The 18,822-nt window shown below is 71.1% G+C and carries 15 protein-coding genes; 5 read left to right on the top strand and 10 right to left on the bottom strand.

Annotated elements, in window-relative coordinates:
- Nucleotides 1–29: 29 nt before the first annotated feature.
- A complete protein-coding gene (locus ABT070_RS33760) occupies nucleotides 30–1,085 on the bottom strand; it encodes a LacI family DNA-binding transcriptional regulator (RefSeq protein WP_351766336.1) in 1,056 nt (351 codons plus the stop codon).
- A gap of 474 nt (nucleotides 1,086–1,559) precedes the next feature.
- Here ABT070_RS33760 and ABT070_RS33755 point away from each other — a divergent pair, with 474 nt between their 5' ends.
- The 4 genes from ABT070_RS33755 (at nucleotide 1,560) to ABT070_RS33740 (ending at nucleotide 6,414) form a co-directional block, all read left to right on the top strand.
- Nucleotides 1,560–2,888, top strand: a complete 1,329-nt coding sequence (locus tag ABT070_RS33755) for an ABC transporter substrate-binding protein (protein WP_351766335.1) — start codon at nucleotides 1,560–1,562, stop codon at nucleotides 2,886–2,888.
- Nucleotides 2,889–2,893: 5 nt separating this feature from the next.
- Nucleotides 2,894–3,904 carry a carbohydrate ABC transporter permease gene (locus ABT070_RS33750; RefSeq protein ID WP_351766459.1) on the top strand — a complete coding sequence of 337 codons (1,011 nt, stop codon included), beginning with the start codon at nucleotides 2,894–2,896 and terminating at the stop codon, nucleotides 3,902–3,904.
- Nucleotides 3,905–3,915: 11 nt separating this feature from the next.
- Complete coding sequence (locus ABT070_RS33745; RefSeq protein WP_451099084.1) at nucleotides 3,916–4,833, top strand: carbohydrate ABC transporter permease; 918 nt, start codon at nucleotides 3,916–3,918, stop codon at nucleotides 4,831–4,833.
- Nucleotides 4,834–4,983: 150 nt separating this feature from the next.
- Nucleotides 4,984–6,414: a GH1 family beta-glucosidase gene (locus tag ABT070_RS33740; RefSeq protein WP_351766333.1), complete on the top strand. Its 1,431-nt coding sequence runs from the start codon at nucleotides 4,984–4,986 to the stop codon at nucleotides 6,412–6,414.
- Between the two features lie 268 nt (nucleotides 6,415–6,682).
- Here the strand turns inward: ABT070_RS33740 and ABT070_RS33735 are convergent, their stop codons facing one another.
- The 8 genes from ABT070_RS33735 to ABT070_RS33700 all read right to left on the bottom strand — a co-directional run bounded on the left by ABT070_RS33735 (nucleotide 6,683) and on the right by ABT070_RS33700 (nucleotide 17,198).
- Nucleotides 6,683–8,704: a beta-galactosidase gene (locus ABT070_RS33735; RefSeq protein ID WP_351766331.1), complete on the bottom strand. Its 2,022-nt coding sequence runs from the start codon at nucleotides 8,702–8,704 to the stop codon at nucleotides 6,683–6,685.
- A complete protein-coding gene (locus ABT070_RS33730) occupies nucleotides 8,701–10,017 on the bottom strand; it encodes a glycoside hydrolase family 36 protein (RefSeq protein WP_351766329.1) in 1,317 nt (438 codons plus the stop codon). The genes ABT070_RS33735 and ABT070_RS33730 overlap by 4 nt, the downstream gene beginning before the upstream one ends.
- Nucleotides 10,018–10,044: 27 nt before the next feature.
- The gene (locus ABT070_RS33725) at nucleotides 10,045–10,929 is read right to left on the bottom strand and encodes a carbohydrate ABC transporter permease (RefSeq protein ID WP_351766327.1); all 885 of its coding nucleotides are present in this window, start codon (nucleotides 10,927–10,929) and stop codon (nucleotides 10,045–10,047) included.
- Nucleotides 10,926–11,906 carry a carbohydrate ABC transporter permease gene (locus ABT070_RS33720; RefSeq protein WP_351766325.1) on the bottom strand — a complete coding sequence of 327 codons (981 nt, stop codon included), beginning with the start codon at nucleotides 11,904–11,906 and terminating at the stop codon, nucleotides 10,926–10,928. Before ABT070_RS33720 ends, ABT070_RS33725 begins: the two co-directional genes overlap by 4 nt.
- A gap of 33 nt (nucleotides 11,907–11,939) precedes the next feature.
- Nucleotides 11,940–13,256 (bottom strand): ABC transporter substrate-binding protein, encoded by a 1,317-nt coding sequence (locus ABT070_RS33715; RefSeq protein ID WP_351766323.1) that lies wholly within the window; start codon nucleotides 13,254–13,256, stop codon nucleotides 11,940–11,942.
- 216 nt (nucleotides 13,257–13,472) lie between these two features.
- Nucleotides 13,473–14,942, bottom strand: coding sequence for a glycoside hydrolase family 18 protein (locus ABT070_RS33710; RefSeq protein ID WP_351766321.1), 1,470 nt, complete (start codon nucleotides 14,940–14,942; stop codon nucleotides 13,473–13,475).
- A gap of 163 nt (nucleotides 14,943–15,105) precedes the next feature.
- Entirely contained in the window at nucleotides 15,106–16,482 is a 1,377-nt protein-coding gene (locus tag ABT070_RS33705; protein WP_351766319.1) for a sensor histidine kinase, read from the bottom strand.
- Nucleotides 16,479–17,198, bottom strand: a complete 720-nt coding sequence (locus ABT070_RS33700; RefSeq protein WP_351766317.1) for a response regulator transcription factor — start codon at nucleotides 17,196–17,198, stop codon at nucleotides 16,479–16,481. The genes ABT070_RS33705 and ABT070_RS33700 overlap by 4 nt, the downstream gene beginning before the upstream one ends.
- A 144-nt stretch (nucleotides 17,199–17,342) precedes the next feature.
- Here ABT070_RS33700 and ABT070_RS33695 point away from each other — a divergent pair, with 144 nt between their 5' ends.
- Nucleotides 17,343–17,876 (top strand): hypothetical protein, encoded by a 534-nt coding sequence (locus tag ABT070_RS33695; RefSeq protein WP_351766316.1) that lies wholly within the window; start codon nucleotides 17,343–17,345, stop codon nucleotides 17,874–17,876.
- Between the two features lie 28 nt (nucleotides 17,877–17,904).
- On the opposite strand, the gene ABT070_RS33690 is transcribed toward ABT070_RS33695, so the two are convergent.
- Nucleotides 17,905–18,774 (bottom strand): spermidine synthase, encoded by an 870-nt coding sequence (locus ABT070_RS33690; protein WP_351766314.1) that lies wholly within the window; start codon nucleotides 18,772–18,774, stop codon nucleotides 17,905–17,907.
- Nucleotides 18,775–18,822: the final 48 nt, after the last annotated feature.

Below are 18,822 nucleotides of genomic sequence, written 5' to 3'. Positions count from 1 at the left end.
CCGCGGAACCGTGCTCAGGAGCGCCGTGTTCAGGAGGAGGAGCGCCCCACCAGCTCCGTCGCCAGCACGACCTGCCGGCGCTCCAGGCCGCGGGACACCGCGGGACGGCGGTCCGCGATCTCCGTGAGGAGCAGGTCCAGCATCCTGCGGCCCATCTCCTCGATGGGCTGGCGGACGCTCGTCAGCGGCGGGTCCATGTGCCGGGCGATCGCCGAGTCGTCGTAGCCGACCATCGCCACGTCCTCGGGGAGGCGGAGGCCCGCCTCGCGCAGCGCCCGGCGGGCGCCGGCCGCCATGACGTCGGAGCCGGCGAAGACCGCGTCGAGGGTGGGGTTGCGGGCGAGGAGCTCGCCCATCGCGCGGTGTCCGCCCTCCTCGGTGAAGTCGCCCGGGGCGATCAGGCCCTCGTCCGCCGGGTACCCCGCGTCGCGCAGGGCGTCCCGGTAGCCGTCGACGCGCCGCTGGGCGCCGTAGACGTCCGTGCGGCCGGTGATGTGGGCGATGCGGGTGCGGCCCCGGGAGAGCAGGTGATCCACCGCCGAGCGGGCGCCGCCGTAGTTGTCGGAGTCCACGGACGGGAGGGTCTCCGCGGCGGAGCGCGGGCCGCTGATCACCGCCGGGATCTCCAGCTGGGCCAGCAGATCGGGCAGCGGGTCGTCCGCGTGCACCGAGACCAGGAGGACCCCGTCGACGCGGTGCGCCGCCAGGTACTGGGCGAGCCGGCGTCGTTCGCGATCGCTACCCGCGAAGATCAGCAGCAGCTGCATCTCGGTGTCCGAGAGTTCCGCGCCGACGCCGCGGAGCATGTCCGAGAAGTAGGGCTCGGCGAAGAAGCGGGTCTCCGGCTCGGGGACCACCAGCGCGATCGCGTCCGTGCGGTTGGCGGCCAGGGCGCGGGCCGCGGTGTTGGGGACGTAGCCGAGCTCGGCCACGGCCGCCTCGACGGCCGCGCGGGTCGCGTCACTGACCCTCGGCGAGCCGTTGATCACCCGGGAGACCGTGCCGCGGCCGACACCGGCGCGCGCGGCCACCTCTTCGAGAGTCGGCCGCCCTCCGCTCCGGCTCCGCGCTCCGTGGCTTGCCATGGGCCCCGCCTTCCCGCCGTCGTTCACGCTGGCCTGGAATCTAACAGCCTCGTCCGTCGCGCCCACCTTCGCCGACGGTCGTCGCCCCCGGGGGCCCGCCCCGGCCCCGCGGAGCCTCGCCCGCAGCCGCCCGACGGGCCTCGCCCCGGAGCGCCGTCAGCGCCCGACTCCCGGGCGCCGGACGGCCCAACTCCCGGGCTCCGGACGGCCGGAGTGTCGTCGCTCGCGGCCGGAAAGCGCTGTCTCCCCGAGTTAGCTAACAGGCAGATAACTGAACGCATCTCTCCGCGTCCCCACCCTTGACACCCCCGCCCGAACCGACGACTCTTCAACACATCACCTGTGGGAGCGCTCCCACGGTACCTGACACATACACATCCCGCACGTTCCCCGCCCGAGCCGCAGCGAGTAACTAACGGGCCCAACAATGCAGTTGGCCGGGGGGTCGGCACGTCAGGGCAACAGGAGGACGCAATGCGAGCACGTACCCGAACCACCCGCCGGGTGGTGGTCCTCGCGGCCGTAGCGTCGCTGGGCGCCGGGCTGCTGGCCGGCTGTGCCGACGACGGCGGCGACGACGCATCCGACGGCTCGTCGTCGGGCAGTGGCAAGGGCAAGACGACGATCACGCTCGGCCTGTTCGGCACGATGGGCTTCAAGGAGGCCGGTCTCTACACCGAGTACGAGAAGCTCCACCCCGACATCAAGATCGCCGAGAACGTCACGGAGCGGAACGAGAACTACTACCCGGCGCTCCTCAACCACCTCACGACCAACAGTGGCCTGATGGACGTCCAGGCCATCGAGGTCGGCAACATAGCCGAGGTCGTGGCCACGCAGGCGGCCAAGTTCGAGGACATGTCCAAGGTCTCGGGCGTCGACAAGAGCAAGTGGCTGGACTGGAAGTGGTCGCAGGGCACCACCAAGGACGGCCAGACGATCGCTCTCGGCACCGACGTCGGTCCGATGGCCCTCTGCTACCGCAAGGACCTCTTCCAGGCGGCCGGTCTGCCCACCGACCGCGAGGCGGTCGGCAAGCTGTGGGCCGGTGACTGGAACAAGTTCATCGCCACCGGCGAGCAGTACAAGAAGAAGGCCAAGGCAGGCACCTTCTTCATGGACTCCCCCGGCGGCCTGATCAACGCCGTCCTCAGCAGTGAGAAGGAGAAGTTCTACGACTCCTCCGGCGAGATCATCTACAAGTCGAACCCGGCCGTGAAGGCAGCCTTCGACCTGACCGCGAAGGCCGCCGAGGAGGGCCTGGTCCAGGCCCAGACGCAGTTCCAGCCGGCCTGGGACACCACGATCGCCAACAGCAAGTTCGCCACCATCGCCTGCCCGCCGTGGATGCTCGGCACCATCAAGGGCAAGGCGAAGGCCGAGGACGCCGGCAAGTGGGACGTGGCCGTCGCGCCCAAGTCCGGCAACTGGGGCGGCTCCTTCCTGGGTGTGCCGAAGAGCGGTAAGCACGTGAAGGAGGCCGAGGCGTTCATCACCTGGCTGACCGCGCCCGAGCAGCAGGCGAAGCTGTTCAAGGTGCAGGGCTCCTTCCCGAGCACGCCGAGCGCGTACACGATGCCCGAGGTGACCGGCGCGAAGAACGACATGACCGGTGACTCGCCGATCGGTACGGTCTTCTCCGAGGCCGCCAAGACGGCTCCGGTGCAGGTGATCGGCCCGAAGGACCAGATCATCCAGCAGGGCCTGACCGACAACGGCGTCATCCTCGTGACGAAGGGCAAGTCGGCGGCGGAGGCCTGGGAGACGGCCACCAAGACCATCGACAACAACCTGGACAAGTGACCCGCATGGCCACCCGCCACGACACCGCCGCGCCCCCCGCCAAGGAGGGGGGCGCGGCCCCGGGCCGCCCGGCCCCCGTTCCCACGGAGGCGGAACAGCGGCACCGCGCCCGGCTGTCCCGCCGCTGGCAGCGGGACAAGCGCTGGAGCCCGTACGCCTTCGTCTCGCCGTTCTTCCTGCTCTTCCTCGCGTTCGGCCTGTTCCCGCTGGTCTACACCGGCTGGGCCTCGCTGCACCAGGTGGAGCTGACCGCGCCCACCGACATGACGTGGGTGGGGATGCGCAACTACACGCGCATCTTCGACGACGACTTCTTCTGGAACGCGGCGAAGAACACCCTGACGATCGGGATCATCTCGACCGTTCCGCAGCTGCTGATGGCGATGGGCCTCGCCCACATCCTCAACTACAAGCTGCGCGCCTCGACCTTCTACCGGGTCGCGATGCTCGCGCCCTACGCGACCTCGATCGCGGCCGCCTCGCTGGTCTTCGTGCTGCTCTTCGGGCGCGACTACGGCATGATCAACTGGGCGCTGCACTTCGTCGGGATCGACGCGATCGACTGGCAGAACGACAAGTGGCCGTCGCAGATCGCCGTCTCGTCGATCGTCATCTGGCGGTGGACGGGCTACAACGCGCTGATCTACCTGGCCGCGATGCAGGCGATCCCGCAGGATCTGTACGAGTCGGCGGCGCTGGACGGCGCGAGCCGCTGGAAGCAGTTCCTGCACGTCACGCTGCCGTCGCTGCGGCCGACGATCCTGTTCACGGTCGTCGTCTCGACGATCGGCGCCAGTCAGGTCTTCGGCGAACCGCTGCTGTTCGACGCCAACAAGGGCGCGTCGGGCGGCGCGGAGCACCAGTTCCAGACGCTGGGCCTGTACCTGTACGAGCAGGGCTGGGTGAACCAGCACCTGGGCCGGGCCTCGGCGATCGCCTGGACGATGTTCCTGATCCTGATCGTGATCGGCATCGTCAACTACGTCATCTCGCGCCGGCTGCGCGCCAGTAGTTAGGAGTACCGGCCGTGACGACGACGACAACGACCGCGAAGTCCGTGGAATCCGAGGACGCCGTGCCGACGGCCCGCAAGGTGCGGCGGCCGAAGTCCGCGCGGGCCGGCGGGCAGATGCACGGCGGCCCGATCGCCTACATAGTCCTGGGCGTGTTCACCATCGTTTCGCTGTTCCCGCTGGTGTGGACGGCGATCGCGGCGTCCCGCGACAACAACCGGCTGGCGCAGAACCCGCCGCCGTTCGTGTTCGGCTCGAACCTCTTCCACAACCTGGACGTGGCCTGGAACGACGCGAATCTGGGCAAGGCGTTCGTCAACACGACGATCGTGGCGGGGACTTCGGCGGCGACGATCGTCTTCCTTTCGACGATCGCCGGGTTCGCCTTCGCCAAGCTCCGGTTCCGGGGCCGGGGCGCGCTGATGCTGATCGTGATCGGCACCATGATGGTGCCGCCGCAGCTGAGCATCATCCCGCTCTACATGATGGTCGCCAAGCTGGAGTGGACGGACCAGCTCCAGGCGGTGATCCTGCCGTCGCTGGTGAGCGCGTTCGGTGTGTTCTTCATGCGCCAGTACCTCATCCAGGCGCTGCCCGACGAGATCATCGAGGCGGCCCGGGTGGACGGCGCGAGCAGCTGGCGCGTGGTGTGGCACGTGGTGTTCCCCGCGGCGCGCCCGGCGATGGCGGTGCTCGGCATGCTGATGTTCGTCCAGACCTGGAACGACTTCCTGTGGCCGTTCCTGGTGCTGAGCCAGACCGGCAACCCGACCGTGCAGGTCGCGGTCGCGGGCCTCGGCCGCGGCTACACCCCGGACCAGTCCCTGATCATGGCGGGCGCGCTGCTGGGCACGCTGCCGCTGCTGCTGGTCTTCGCGATCTTCGGCAAGCAGATCGTGGGCGGCATCATGCAGGGCGCCGTGAAGGGCTGACCAAGCGAAACGGCTCCGTACGACGCCTCGACGCCCTCCCGTCCGTCAGTCCGTGACCTCTCGGGGGCCGGGTCATCGCCGCCCCGGCCCCTCCGCACCACTTCCCCCCCGACCTCGTCGGTCTCGACGACCACCCATGGGAGCGCTTCCATGCCTGAGCCCATTACTCCGGTGACCTTTCCGCCCGCCTTCCTCTGGGGTGCCGCGACCTCCGCGTACCAGATCGAGGGGGCGGTGCGCGAGGGCGGCCGCACCCCCTCGATCTGGGACACCTTCAGCCATACGCCCGGCAGGACGGCCGGTGGCGAAACCGGTGACATCGCTGTCGACCACTACCACCGCTACCGCGACGACGTGGCGCTGATGGCGGAGCTGGGCCTGTCCGCGTACCGCTTCTCCGTCTCCTGGTCCCGGGTCCAGCCGACCGGCCGGGGCCCCGCGGTGCAGGTGGGCCTGGACTTCTACCGCCGTCTGGTGGACGAGCTGCTGGCGGCGGGCATCAAGCCGGCCGTCACCCTCTACCACTGGGACCTCCCCCAGGAGCTGGAGGACGCGGGCGGCTGGCCGGAGCGGGACACGGCGCTCCGCTTCGCCGAGTACGCGCAGATCGTCGGCGAGGCGCTCGGCGACCGCGTGGAGAACTGGATCACGCTCAACGAGCCGTGGTGCAGTGCCTTCCTGGGCTACGCGTCCGGGGTGCACGCGCCGGGCCGCACCGAGCCGGTGGCATCGCTGAAGGCGGCACACCACCTGAACCTGGCCCACGGGCTGGGCACGTCGGCGCTGCGCTCGGCCATGCCGGCCCGCAACTCGGTGGCGATCAGCCTCAACTCCTCGGTGGTGCGCCCGCTCTCCCCGGGCGACCCGGCGGACCTGGCCGCGGTGCAGAAGATCGACGACCTGGCCAACGGCGTCTTCCACGGCCCGATCCTGCGGGGCGCCTACCCGGAGACGCTGCTCGCGGCGACCTCGTCGCTGACGGACTGGTCGTACGTCCTCGACGGCGATCTGCGCGCCATCCACCAGCCGCTGGACGCGCTGGGCCTGAACTACTACACGCCCACGCTGGTCTCGGCGGCGGACGCGTCGGTGCGGGGCCCCCGCTCGGACGGTCACGGCGCGAGCGACCATTCGCCGTGGCCGGGCGCGGACGACGTGGCCTTCCACCTGACGCCCGGCGACCGCACGGAGATGGGCTGGTCCATCGACCCGACCGGCCTGCACGAGCTGATCATGCGTTACACGGCGGAGGCGCCGGGCCTGCCGCTCTACATCACGGAGAACGGCGCGGCCTACGACGACAAGCCCGACTCGGACGGCCGCGTCCACGACCCGGAGCGCATCGCCTACCTGCACGGCCACCTCTCGGCGGTCCGGCGGGCGATCGCGGACGGCGCGGACGTGCGGGGCTACTACCTCTGGTCGCTCCTCGACAACTTCGAGTGGGCGTACGGCTACGAGAAGCGGTTCGGCGCGGTCTACGTGGACTACGCGACGCTGACCCGCACACCGAAGTCGAGCGCGCTGTGGTACAGCAAGGCGGCCCGCACGGGCACCCTTGCGCCGACCGAGACCACCTGACCCGGGGAGCGGGGAGAGGGCGCGGCGGGCCGGGGGGCCTGCCGCGCCCTTCGCCGGTCGATCACTCCTGTCCGCTTCCCGTCCGGGTCCGCGGGATCTCTGGCCCGCTCGTTGCGCCCACGACCTCCCGTCGCCGGAGGTGCCGGCCCGTCGGCCGGGCTGACCGGCCCCTTCCCCTCTCCGGCCGACCGGCCACACCCCATCCGGCCGACCGGCCACACCCCATCCGGCGACCGGCCACACCCTCTCCGGCCGGCCGGGCCCCCGCTCAGCGGTGGCCGCGCGACTCCCGGACGACCACGACTCCGTGCGGCGGGACAGCGACCGCGCCGTCCCGCGCCGGCTGTCCGCCGAGCAGTTCGACCGCCCCGGCCGCGACCGCGACCTCGGCTCCCGCCCCGCCGTGGTCGATGAGGAAGAGGTAGTCGGCGTCACTCCCCCGGCGCCGGACCGCCTCCACGCCCGCGGGCAGGTCCTCCAGCACCGGCCGTACCCCCGCCTCCTCCCGGACGTGCTCCAGCAGCGCCGCCAGCGTGTCCGGGTCGGGGAGCGTGGCCAGGTACCAGGCGATGCCCGCGCCGTGGCCGTGCCGCGTCACCGCCGGGACGCCCGCCAGCGCGCCGTCCGTGTACGAGGTCACCGCCAGGGCTCCGGCCAGGTGGACCCGCTCCGACCAGAGCGAGCCCGTGCCGCCGGAGTCCAGGCCGACCCGCTCGCCCGGCAGCAACGGGAACAGTTCGTCCGTGCGGACGCCGAGCACCTCGCGGAACGCGCCCGGGTAACCACCCATCCGTACATGGCAGTTCTCGTCCACCGCCCCGCTGTGGAAGCCGACCGCCAGCGTGCCGCCCCGCTCGGTGAAGGCGGTCAGGTTCGCCGCGCCCGCGTCGTCGACGAGGTACAGGCTCGGCGCCAGGACCAGGCGGTACGCCGACAGGTCCGCGTCCGGGCGGACGAAGTCCACGGCGACGCCCGCCCGCCACAGCGGCTCGTACCAGGAGCGGACCAGCTCCAGCTGGCGCACCGACTCGCTGGGCTGGGAGGGGAGTTCCAGCGCCCACTTGGCGTCCCAGTCCCAGACGATCGCCGTCTCCGCCGTGCCCGTGCTGCCGCGCACCTCCGCCAACGCCCGCAGATCCGCGCCGAGTCGGACGACGTCCCGCCAGATGACGCTGTCGGTGCCCGCGTGCGGGAGCATCGCCGAGTGCCACTGTTCGGCGCCCGCCTTCGCCGCCCGCCACTGGAAGTAGGCGATGCCGTCGGCGCCACGGGCCACGTGCGCCAGGGCGTTGCGGCGCAACTCCCCCGCCTTCTTGGCCCGGTTGACCTGCTGCCAGTTCACGGCGCCCGTCGAGTGCTCCATCAGCAGCCACGGCCGGCCGCCCGCGAGCGAGCGCACCAGATCGCCGCTCATCGCGATGTCGATCTCCGACTCGGGGTCAGTGGAACGCAGGTAGTGGTCGTTCGAGACGATGTCCAGGTGCGGTGCCCAGCGCCAGTAGTCCAGCGCGTCGAAGTTGTACATCACCATGAAGTTGGTGGTCGCGGGCACCGCCGGGGCGGCTTGCGCCAGCACCTCCCGCTCGGCCGTGCACAGGGACAGCAGCGCATCGCTGGAGAAGCGCCGCCAGTCCAGCCGGTGGGCGGGGTTCGGGACCGCGCCGGTCGCGCGGGGCGGCAGGATCTCGTCCCAGTCGTAGTACCACTGGCTCCAGAAGGCGGTGCCCCAGGCGTCGTTCAGCGCGGCCAGGTCGTCGCCGTACCGGGCGCGCAGCCAGTCCCGGAACGCCGCCGCGCTCGTGTCGCAGAAGCACTCCGCGTTGTGGCAGCCGTACTCGTTGTGGACGTGCCACATGACCACCGCCGGGTGGTCCGCGTACCGCTCGCCCAGCGCGCGGGCGATCCGCAGCGCGGCCTCCCGGTAGGCGGGGCTGCTCGGGCAGAACGTCTGGCGGCTGCCGTACGACAGTCGCCGGCCGTCCCGGTCGACCGGCAGCGCCCCGGGATGGGCCCGGAAGAACCAGGCCGGCGGTGCGGCCGTCGGGGTGGCCAGGTCGGCGGCGATGCCGTGGGCGTAGAGCATGTCCAGGACGCGGTCGAGGCGCGAGAAGTCGTACACGCCCTCGGCGGGTTCCAGCAGCGCCCACGAGAAGATGTTGACGCTGACCATGGTCACCCCGGCCTCGGCCATGAGGCGCATGTCCTCGGCCCAGACCTCCTGCGGCCACTGCTCGGGGTTGTAGTCGCCGCCGTAGGCGAGGCCGGGGACGTCCAGCACGCGACGCGTCATCGGGCGCCTCCCGACAGCAGCCGGCGGGTGGTGTCCACGCCCCAGACGTCGAGCGACAGCAGCCGGTCGCTGGACGCCGTCAGGCCGCCCGTGGCCTCCACGTGCGCGGCCCACCGTTCCCGGGTCTCCACGGCGGGGCGGGCCATCAGGCAGTCGGGGTCGTTGGTCCAGAGCCGGCCGTGCTGCCACTGGCGGGCGGCGCCGGTGAACTCGGCCGGATCCTGGCCGGGCTGGCTGTAGTCGTCGGCCTCCGGGCGGCGGTGCGGGGCCGTGTCCGGGCTGACCCGCATCGCGTCGAAGAGGCCGAGCGAGGGCAGGATCGGCGCGCCGCAGCCCAGCAGGTACGCGTCCGGGCCGATCGCCGCACGGATCAGCTCGACGCCCGAGCGGTACGCCGTCAGCGCGTCCGCCGTGCTGTCGTGCCGTACGCCGTCCAGCGCGCCCGCGTACAGGAAGTCGGCCTTGAAGTAGTCGTAGCCCTCGGCCCGCAGCGTCCGGAAGACGTCCGTCAGGTACGACGCCGCCTCGGGGTGGGTGGTGTCGAGGACCCGCAGGTCGTGGCCCCAGTTTTGGCCGGCGTGCGCGAAGCCGCCGTCGGCGGAGCGGACCAGCCAGTCGGGGTGCCGGGCGGCCAGTTCGCTGCTCGGGTCGACCAGGAAGGGCGCCGTCCAGATGCCCGCGCGGCGGCCCCGGGCGCGGATGGCGTCCGCGATGCCGGACCGGGAGCGGAAGCGGCCCGACAGGACGAGCCAGTCGCCCAGGGCGCGCTGGTAGCCGTCGTCGATCTGGACGACGTCGACGGGCAGGTCGAGGGTGTCCATCGCACGGAGGTTCTCGTGGATGTCGTCCTCGGTGACGGAGGTGAAGTACTCGTACCAGGAGCACCAGACGGTCGGCGCGGGCCGGGGGGCCGCGAGGCCGAGCCCGGTCGCCCAGTCGGACAGGAGCGTCTGGATGCCGGTGCCCGTGTACTCCTTCACCGGGCCGTCGGCGCTGATCTCCGCCACGGATCCGGCCCGGGTGAGGCGGATGGACGGCACCTCCCGCGTCGGGTCCGGCGCCGCCCACAGGCGTATCGGTGAGCCGTCGCCGGGGTCGAGGGCCAGCAGCCCCTCCCCCTGGAAGGCCCCGGCGGGGACGGTGGCCCCGGGGCGGTAGCAGACGGTCGCCCAGTTGTCGTTCGTCGGACGGTACGGGGTGTCGCGGAGCGGGTAGGCGCCGCTCGGGCTCCAGGACTGCCAGCCCTCCTCGTGGACGCGGGCACGACGCGGGTCCACGGGGACGGCGGCCACCGGGGTGAAGGGGTGGTGCACGGGGGTCTCTTTCGGGAAGGAAGGGGCTCAGCCCTTGTTGGCGCCCAGGGTCAGGCCGCTGACGAACTGGCGCTGGAGCACGAAGTACACGATCAGCGTGGGGATCGCGGTGAGCAGGGCGCCGGCGGCGACCAGGTTGGGGTCGGTGAAGTACTGGCCGGAGAGGTTGTTCAGGGCCGAGGTGATCGGCATGTTCTCACCGGTCGAGATCAGCACGATCGCCCAGAAAAAGTCGTTGTAGATCCAGATGGAGAGCAGGGTCGCCAGGGCCGCCATCGCGGGCTTGCACAGCGGCAGCACGATCTGCCAGTACAGCCGCCAGACGGACGCGCCGTCGACCAGGGCGGCCTCGGTCAGTTCGTGCGGCAGCGAGCGCATGTAGTTGCTCAGCACGAAGGCGCAGAAGCCGGACTGGAACGCCACGTGGATCAGGACCAGGCCCAGCGCGGAGTCGTAGAGCTTGCCGCTGACCGTGATGCCCGGCAGGTCGACCAGGAGGTACAGGCGGTACAGCGGAGTGATGATCACCTGCTGCGGGAGCAGGTTGCCGGCCGTGAACACCAGGAGCAGGAACAGGTTGACGCGGAAGTCGAAGCGGCTGACGTAGAACGCCACGCACGACGACAGGAACAGGGTCAGGAGCACGGCCGGGACCGCGATCAGCAGGGTGTTCCCGAAGTAGTGCAGCATGTCCGACTGCCGGAACGCGTCGGTGAAGTTGTCGAGGCTCAGGCGGTCGGGCCAGGAGACATAGCCCTTCTCGCTGGTCTCCGCGTAGGGGCGCAGCGCCGCGAACAGGGCCCACAGCAGTGGCGCCAGCCAAGCCAGGGACGTCACGACGAGGAACGTGTGCAGCAGGATCCGGGCGGGGCGGACGGGGGCGCGCCGCCGGGACGCGAGGGTCGCGCTCATGCTCGCCGCTCCTTCCGGAAGGTCGCGATCAGGTACGGGATGATCACGACGAGGGAGATCACCAGCAGGACGACGGCGATCGCCGATCCGTATCCGATGCGGCTGGACTCGCCGATGATGTTGTTGGTGACCAGGATCGACAGCAGCTCGGTCCCCTGGGCGCCCTTGTTGAAGACGAAGACCAGGTCGAAGGCGCGCAATGCCTCGATGATCGTCACCACGAGGACGACGGTGTTGGTGGGCCGCAGGGTCGGGAAGACGACGTTCTTGAACGTCTGCCACTCGTTCGCGCCGTCCAGTGCGGACGCCTCGCGCAGGGCCGGGTCGACGCTCTTCAGACCGGCCAGGTAGAGGATCATCATGTAGCCGGCGTGCCGCCAGGAGGCGGCGATGAGGATGGCCCAGAGGTTGAGGTCCGGGTCGCCGATCCAGTCGATGTAGTGACCCGGCTCGTTGGCGCCGATCAGGCTGTTGATCAGGCCCGTGTCCGGGTTGTAGACCAGCTGCCAGACGAAGCCGATGACGGCCATGGAGACCACGACCGGCAGGAAGAAGGCCGTCTGGTAGACCCGGCTGAACCGGATCCTCTTGTCGAGCTGGACCGCCAGGAAGAGCCCGAACGGGGTCGGGATCAGGATGAGCACGACGAACCAGATGACGTTGTGCTGGACGGCGGGCCAGAACTGCGGGTTGTTGCTGAACAGCTCGCGGAAGTTGTCCAGCCCCACCCATCTGATCGAGCCGAAGCCGATGCCGTCCCAGGTGGTGAAGGCGAGGGCGACGGAGGCCAGGGCGGTGACCCAGACGAGGGCCACGTGCAGGATCGTCGGCACGCCCGCCATCAGGCCGAGCGTGAGCCGGTCGCGGCGGGTCAGCAGGCGCCGGTGGCCCTGCGGAGCCCGCTTCTTCGGGGTCGCGGTGCCCGAAGGCGGCACGGCGGCCGCCTTCGGGTCCTTCGTGGTCGTTTCGGAGCTCATGTGTCGGTGCTCATCCGCCTCGGCTCGAGCGTCTCAGCCGGACGCGAAGATCGTCTTCTTCTGACGCTCGATCGACGTCAGCAGGCTGTCGATGCCCTTGGGGTCGCGGACGAACTTCTGGAGCGCGGGCTGCATCACCGTGGAGGTGAAGTCGGGCCGGCTGTCGCGGTCCATGAACTGCGTGAGGTGCTTGGCGCCGCTGATCATCGCGTACGCCTTCTTCTGCAGGGCGGTGTACGAGGAGGTGTCGGCCCTGGAGGAGGCGGCGACGACGCTCGGGTCGGCCTTGAGGTAGGCCGCCTCGGCCTCCGGGGTGCCCAGGTACTCCAGGAGCTTGACGGCGGAGGCCTTGCTCTTCGGGGCCTTGGAGAGCATGAAGCCGTCGGTGGGCGCCTCGACGGTGTCCTGGCCGTAAGCCGGGTCGATCTCCGGGAAGGCGAAGAAGTCGAGGTCGTCGGCGTCGGCCTGGTTCGTGAACTGCTGCGCGACGAAGGTGCCCAGCAGATACATGCCGGCCTTCTTGGAGACGAGGGTCTGGGCGGCGTCCTGCCAGGTACGGCCGACGGCGCCGTCCTGGTGGTACGGGAGGAGCTCGGCCCAGTGGTCGAAGGTCTTGCGGACCTTCGCGTCGGTCCAGGAGGCCTTGCCGGCCATCAGCTCGACGTGGAAGTCGTAGCCGTTGGTGCGGAAGTTGATCTGGTCGAAGGTGCCGAGCGCGGGCCAGGCGTCCTTGTCGCCGAAGGCGATGGGGACGAGCCCGTCCTTCTTCATCTGCCTGCACAGGGCGACGAGCTGGTCCCAGGTGGTGGGGACGGTGTAGCCGTGCTGCAGGAAGACGCTCTTGCGGTAGAAGAGCGCCCAGGGGTACGTGTACAGCGGCACGAAGTAGTACTTGCCGTCCTCGCCCTTGCTGAGCGCCTTCATCGCGTCGGGGAAATCGCCGCCGATCTTCTGCCACACGTCGTCGATCGGGGTGGCGAGTTTCTTGGCCGCGAAGAACTGCATGCGATAGCCGGCGAACCAGTTGAACACGTCGTCCGGGGTGCCCTGGAGGTAGGAGTTGATCTGCTCCTGGAACGTGTTGTGGTCCTTGGTGTTCACGTCGACCGTGATCCCGGACTGCTTCTTGAAGGCCGCGTAGATCTCCGCGAAGGCCTTCTTCGGGACGGCGTCGGAGGCGTTGGAGCCGAGGGTGACGGTCTTCGGGTCGGCCGCGGTGCCGCTGCCGCCGCAGGCCGACAGCAGGGGTATGCCGGCGCCGAGCACGGCCGCGCCGCCCATACCGCGCAGGAGGGTGCGACGGCTCGGGGAGGGGAGAGCGGGGCGGCCGGAGGGGGAGAAGTGGTGCATGAACGGCTCCTGACGCGAAGTTCGGCCACGGGGAGTGGCTGAAAGCCGGTCTCAATCGACCAGAAATCAACTTGACCGAACACGGGGTGGCGCAATAACAGCCGTATGTCCGGTCATGCGTCAAGAGCCGCTGGCTTCATTTGTCGAAACGTAATCGACACACCTTGATCACTTACCTGATCGTTTTTCCGCTCCCCCTCTTGATCGTTTGATTGATCACTTGTACGCGGCGAACGCCTTCGAGAAAGCGGAGTCGGACTGGACGATCGAGCTGCACGTCGCGTCGGCGTAGTTCTTGGCCCCGCCCGCGCACTGCTTGTCCCGGGTGGCCGACCACATCGACAGCGGGCCGAGCCCCTTGGCCTTGGCGAAGGCGACGAGCTGGGTGGCGTCCTCGACCTTGAAGATCTCGGACGTGACATCGTTCACACCGATCATCGGAGTGACTCCGACCGCTTTCCAGGCCGCGCTCTCGCTGAGCCCGAGAACGCTCTTGACCTGCGCCTGGGTGGCGGTGGCGGCCTGCTCGGCGTAGGTCCCCATGTCACCGCTGTACGCCGGCCCGTAGTCCATCGCCATGATGTTGACGGTGTCGATCGCCACGCCCGCGGACTTGGCTCCGGCCAGCAGGTTCACGCCGTCCTGCGTCAGCCCCTCGGGCATGACGGGGAGGGTGAACGACACGTCCAGGTCCGGGTGCTGCCGCTGGAGCTCGACGATCGCCTGGGCGCGGCGGGTGTTGGCCGCGGTGTCCGGCAGCGCGCCGCCCTCGATGTCGAAGTCCACCTTGGTGAGCCCATAGGCGTCCACCGCCTTCCCGTACGCCGCCGCCAGCGCGTCCGCCGAGGAGCAGGTCGTCGCCAGCTCGGAGCCGGAGGCACCGCCGAAGGAGACCCGGACGTCACCGCCCTTGGCCCGCAGGGCCCCGATCTGCGCGGCCACGCCGTCGGTCGCGAGGTCGGTCACCCCGCCCCACTTGGGCGTGCAGCCGCCGCCGTCGGTGACGAACGCGAGGTTGTAGTCCTTCACCCCGGTCGCGCTCACGCTCGCCAGGAGGTCGAAGGCGGGATAGAGGGAGGTGTCGACGTAGGGGGCGAACCCGGCGGAGGCGGTGGTGCCGGTACCGGTGCTCGCGCTGGTGCTCGGCGCGGGAGAGGAGGGGGTCGCGGAAGAGGAGGGCGAGGAGGTGGCGGTCGGGCTCGGGGCCGTGGTGGGACTCGCGGTCGTCGTCGGCCGGCCGCTCGGCTCGGGCGTGGCGCCGTCGTCGGCGGAGCACTTGGCGCCGTCCACGAGACAACCCGCGGGATCTGCCCGGCCGTTGACGACGAAGCCGACGGTGACGGACTCCCCGACGGCGAGCCCGTCGGTGTCCCACTTGGGCGGCGAGACGGTGACATGCTGCCCGCTGACGGCGGACTCACCGTTCCACAGGGAGCTCAGCTTCGCCCCGGCCGGCAGATCGAACTCCAGCTTCCAGGCCGCCTTCACCTGACCGCTGTTGTTCGTCACGACGTACTGCGCGGTGTACCCCGTCGACCAGTCGCTGGTCCTGGTGTAGGCCGCCCCGACCCCGGCCGCCTGCGCGGTGCCTCCGAGCAGAACGGCGCCGCCGCCCACCACGGCGGCGGCGACCGCGCCGCCGATCATCTTGTTCCTGCCACTGAACCTGCGCCGATGCGTGCTCATCACGTGCCTGCCTTCACTGATCACGGGGATCCCGAGGGGGGTGCGGCAGCACGCTAGCGAGCCCGAACCGGGCAAAACGCCTGATAGGGACGGCTGTTGAGGTTCTTAGGGAGCGCTTAAGGAACACATCGGGGGCGGTTAAAGGTCGAGACCAATTCGCCTCTCAGGAGCGGCCGGCGAACGCCCGCCGCCGTCTGCGGACAGCGCCCCGGTGGCCCCTGCGCACCGGCTCCCGCCCGTCCAGCTGGATCCAGAGCCGCACCTCGGTGCCGCCCAGTACCGAGGAGCCGATGCGGACGTCACCGCCCGTCGACTCGGCGAGCCGGCGGACGATGTCCAGGCCGAGGCCGGTCGAACCCTCGGCGCCCGAGCCCCGGCCGCGCGCCATCGCCGCCTCGGGGTCGCGGATGCCCGGACCCGCGTCCGAGACGAGGACGATCACCGCGTCCTCGCCGTTGTGGACGTCGACCGCGAAGGCCGTGCCCTCCGGGGTGTGCCGGAAGACGTTGCCGAGCAGGGCGTCCAGGGCGGCGGCGAGGTCGGTGCGGGCCACGGGTATGCGGACGGGGCGGTCCACGCCGGCCGTGCGCACCTTGCGGCCCTCGTCCTCCGCGAGCGCCGACCAGAACGCCATCCGCTCCCGGACCACCTCCGCCGCGTCGCAGCCCGCGCCCGGACCGGCGGCCGCCGTCTGCGGCTTGGCCTCCCGCGCCGTCCGGATGATCGTGTCCACCTCGCGCTCCAGCTGGGCGACGGCGGTCCTCGTCTGCTCGGCGGCCGGAGTCTCGCCCAGCGAGGCCGCGTTGAGCCGCAGCACGGTCAGCGGGGTCCGCAGCCGGTGGGACAGGTCCGCCGCCAGCTCCCGTTCGTTGGCCAGCAGTTGGACCACCTGATCCGCCATCGAGTTGAACGCCACCGCCGCGAGGCGCAGTTCGTTCGGACCCTCTTCGGGCACGCGCGCCCCGAGCTTGCCCTCCCCGAGCTCGTGCGCCCCTTCGACCAGCCGCCTGGCCGGCTGCACCATCCGTACGCCCAGCCGGTCGGCGACGGCGACCGAGCCGACGACCAGCGCGGCCCCGACCGCCGCCAGCACCGCCCAGGCCGTGCCCACGCCGTTGCTCACCTCGGACTCGGGGACGTACACCTCGATCACCACGGTCCCCAGGCTCAGCGCGACCGGCTGGAGCAGTGCGGAGCCCCCGGGGACCTCGGTGGTGGAGGCGCGGCCCAGCTTCCGTACGGCCGCGATGTCCGCGTCCGCGGCACGCTGCCGGCCGAGGTCCACGGCGGCCCGGCCGTCACCCCCCGGCAGGTGCAACGCCATGCCGTCGTCGGAGCCCGCCGAGGCGACGACCCGCTCCAGCTGGTCGCGGTCGGTCGTGATGGACAGCGCCGGGACCACGACCGCGGCCTCCCGCTCGGCGTTGGAGAACGCGCGGTCGCGGGCCATCTCCTTGATGACGAGACCGAGCGGGACGGCGAAGGCGATCACGACCATCGTGGTGACCGCCAGGCAGACCTTGACCAGTGCCCATCTCATCGGATCGGTCCCGTCCCCCCGGAGTCGCGGACGGGCGGCTCCAGCTTCACGCCGACGCCCCGCAGGGTGTGCAGATAGCGCGGCCGTGCCGCCGTCTCGCCCAGCTTGCGGCGCAGCCAGGACAGATGGACGTCGATGGTCTGGTCGTCGCCGTAGGACTGCTGCCACACCTCGGCCAGCAGTTCCCGGCGCGGGACCACGACCCCCGGCCGGCCCGCGAGAAAGGCCAGCAGGTCGAACTCGCGGCGGGTGAGGTCGAGCCGCGCGCCGTCCAGCTCGGCCTGGCGGCGCAACGGGTCGACGGTCAGACCGCCGACGCGAAGGACGCTGGAGGGCGCGGCCTCCGCGGCGCCGGACCGGGCCCGGCGCAGCACGGCCGCCATCCGCGCCGACAGGTGCTCCACCGAGAACGGCTTGGTCAGGTAGTCGTCCGCGCCCGCGTTCAGCAGCCGGACGATCTCCGTCTCGTCGTCGCGCGCGGTGGCGATGATGACCGGCACGTCCGTGATGCCGCGCAGCATCTTCAGGGCCTCGGAGCCGTCCAGATCGGGCAGACCGAGGTCGAGGATGACCACGTCGAAGCGGAAATGGGCGACCTCGCGCAGCGCCTCCAGTGCCGTACCGACGCTGCGCACGAGGTGCGAGGCGTCGGTCAGCTGCCGGATGAGCGCCGAGCGCACGAACTGGTCGTCCTCGACCACGAGCACACTTGCCATGCGCCGCAACCTACGCCATGCGGACGGACGTCATTCGGGCCTGTGGACAACTCGGCCCCTGTGGACGACCGGTGAGACGACCGTGCGCGGCCGTGGGGACATCCGTGCGACACGGGTGAGACGCGTGGGGCAAGATGGCCCGCGATGCGCAGAGGACTCGTACACGTACTGGCCTGGTCGCTCGCCACGGGCGCGGCGGTCACGCTGTCGTGGTGGGGTGTCCACACGGTGATGGCGGGCACGGCCTACGACCCGCCGCGAGCCCTGCCGCTCACCGCGGGCGACGCGGTCACGCAGGAGTCGAAGCCGCCGGCCTCGCCGACCGGTGGCCCGTCCGCGTCGCCGACCCCCTCCCCGACGCCGAGCCGCACCTCGGCGGCCCCGTCCCCCTCCCGGACGACGGCGACCGCCGGCCCCTCCCCCAGCACCTCCGGAACCCCCCGGAGCACGGCCCGGGGCACGGTCAAGAGCTACGACACCGAGGGCGGGCTGGTCGTCTTCGACCTGGGCAAGGTCTCCGCGTCGCTGGTCTCGGCGACACCGGGCGCGGGCTGGTCGATGCAGGTGTGGAAGACGGAGTCGTGGATCCGGGTGGAGTTCAGCTCCGGAGCGGACCGGGTGTCGGTGTTCTGCACCTGGCACGACGGGCCGCCCCGGGTGGAGGTGGGCACGTACTGACGCCCCGGGCTCCGGCCGACGGACCGGCCTAGCGGAAGACCGAGGGCGGCGGGGCCGGTGAGGCCACCGCCGACGCGTCCACGACCGGTACCGCGCCGCCGGTGAAGTCGGTGAGCGCCCTGCCGTGCTCGACCCGGCCGGGGTGGGGGTCGGAGGCGGCCCGGCGGGTCAGTTCGGCGGTCGGCAGCGGCAGGTCGGAGGCGGCGAGTACGGCGTTGCCGAACCGTTTGCCGCGCAGCACGGTGGGGTCCGCGACCAGCGCGAGTTCCGGGAACCGGGCGGCGGCGGTGGCGATCTGGCCGCGCAGGTGCGCGAGCGGCGGGCCGTCGGCGAGGTTGGCGGCGTAGGTCCCGCCGGGCTTGAGCGCCCTGCGGACCTCGTCGAGGAACTCGGTCGAGGTGAGGTGGGCGGGGGTCCGGGCGCCGCTGAACACGTCCGCCAGGACGAGATCCGCCCACCCGTCGGGCACCTTGGCCAGACCCTCGCGTGCGTCGACCGACCTCACCCTGATGCGCGCGCCCGGGTCCAGCGGCAGTTCCCGGCGCACGAGTCGGACGAGGGCCGCGTCCCGTTCGACGACCTGCTGGGTGGAGCGGGGGCGGGTGGCGGCGACGTACCGGGCGAGGGTGAACGCGCCGCCGCCGAGATGCACGACGTGCAGGGGCTTGCCGGGCGGCGCGACGAGGTCGATGACATGACCGAGGCGCCGCTGGTACTCGAAGGAGAGGTAGGCGGGATCCTCGAGGTCCACATGCGACTGGGGAGCTCCGTCGATGAGCAGCGTCCAGGCCCGCGCCCGGTCCCGGTCGGGTACGAGCTGGGCGAGCCCGCCGTCGACGGGCTCGACGACGGCGGCGTCGGCGTCCCGCTCGCGCCGGTTGTTCCTGGACTTTGCCATGACGGCATTTTCGCAGGCCGCGGGCGCTCCCCGCGCGCCCGGCCGAAC

The organism is Streptomyces sp. NPDC002884 (assembly GCF_040295245.1).
In the GTDB taxonomy this organism is placed as follows: domain Bacteria; phylum Actinomycetota; class Actinomycetes; order Streptomycetales; family Streptomycetaceae; genus Streptomyces.
This window is presented reverse-complemented; position numbering and strand designations above follow the sequence as displayed.

Coding starts and splice junctions, on each gene's coding strand:
- ABT070_RS33760 (WP_351766336.1), bottom strand. CDS start 1,085: ATGGCAAGCCACGGAGCGCGGAGCCGGAGCGGAGGGCGGCCGACTCTC.
- ABT070_RS33755 (WP_351766335.1), top strand. CDS start 1,560: ATGCGAGCACGTACCCGAACCACCCGCCGGGTGGTGGTCCTCGCGGCC.
- ABT070_RS33750 (WP_351766459.1), top strand. CDS start 2,894: ATGGCCACCCGCCACGACACCGCCGCGCCCCCCGCCAAGGAGGGGGGC.
- ABT070_RS33740 (WP_351766333.1), top strand. CDS start 4,984: ATGCCTGAGCCCATTACTCCGGTGACCTTTCCGCCCGCCTTCCTCTGG.
- ABT070_RS33735 (WP_351766331.1), bottom strand. CDS start 8,704: ATGACGCGTCGCGTGCTGGACGTCCCCGGCCTCGCCTACGGCGGCGAC.
- ABT070_RS33725 (WP_351766327.1), bottom strand. CDS start 10,929: ATGAGCGCGACCCTCGCGTCCCGGCGGCGCGCCCCCGTCCGCCCCGCC.
- ABT070_RS33720 (WP_351766325.1), bottom strand. CDS start 11,906: ATGAGCTCCGAAACGACCACGAAGGACCCGAAGGCGGCCGCCGTGCCG.
- ABT070_RS33715 (WP_351766323.1), bottom strand. CDS start 13,256: ATGCACCACTTCTCCCCCTCCGGCCGCCCCGCTCTCCCCTCCCCGAGC.
- ABT070_RS33710 (WP_351766321.1), bottom strand. CDS start 14,942: ATGAGCACGCATCGGCGCAGGTTCAGTGGCAGGAACAAGATGATCGGC.
- ABT070_RS33705 (WP_351766319.1), bottom strand. CDS start 16,482: ATGAGATGGGCACTGGTCAAGGTCTGCCTGGCGGTCACCACGATGGTC.
- ABT070_RS33700 (WP_351766317.1), bottom strand. CDS start 17,198: ATGGCAAGTGTGCTCGTGGTCGAGGACGACCAGTTCGTGCGCTCGGCG.
- ABT070_RS33695 (WP_351766316.1), top strand. CDS start 17,343: ATGCGCAGAGGACTCGTACACGTACTGGCCTGGTCGCTCGCCACGGGC.
- ABT070_RS33690 (WP_351766314.1), bottom strand. CDS start 18,774: ATGGCAAAGTCCAGGAACAACCGGCGCGAGCGGGACGCCGACGCCGCC.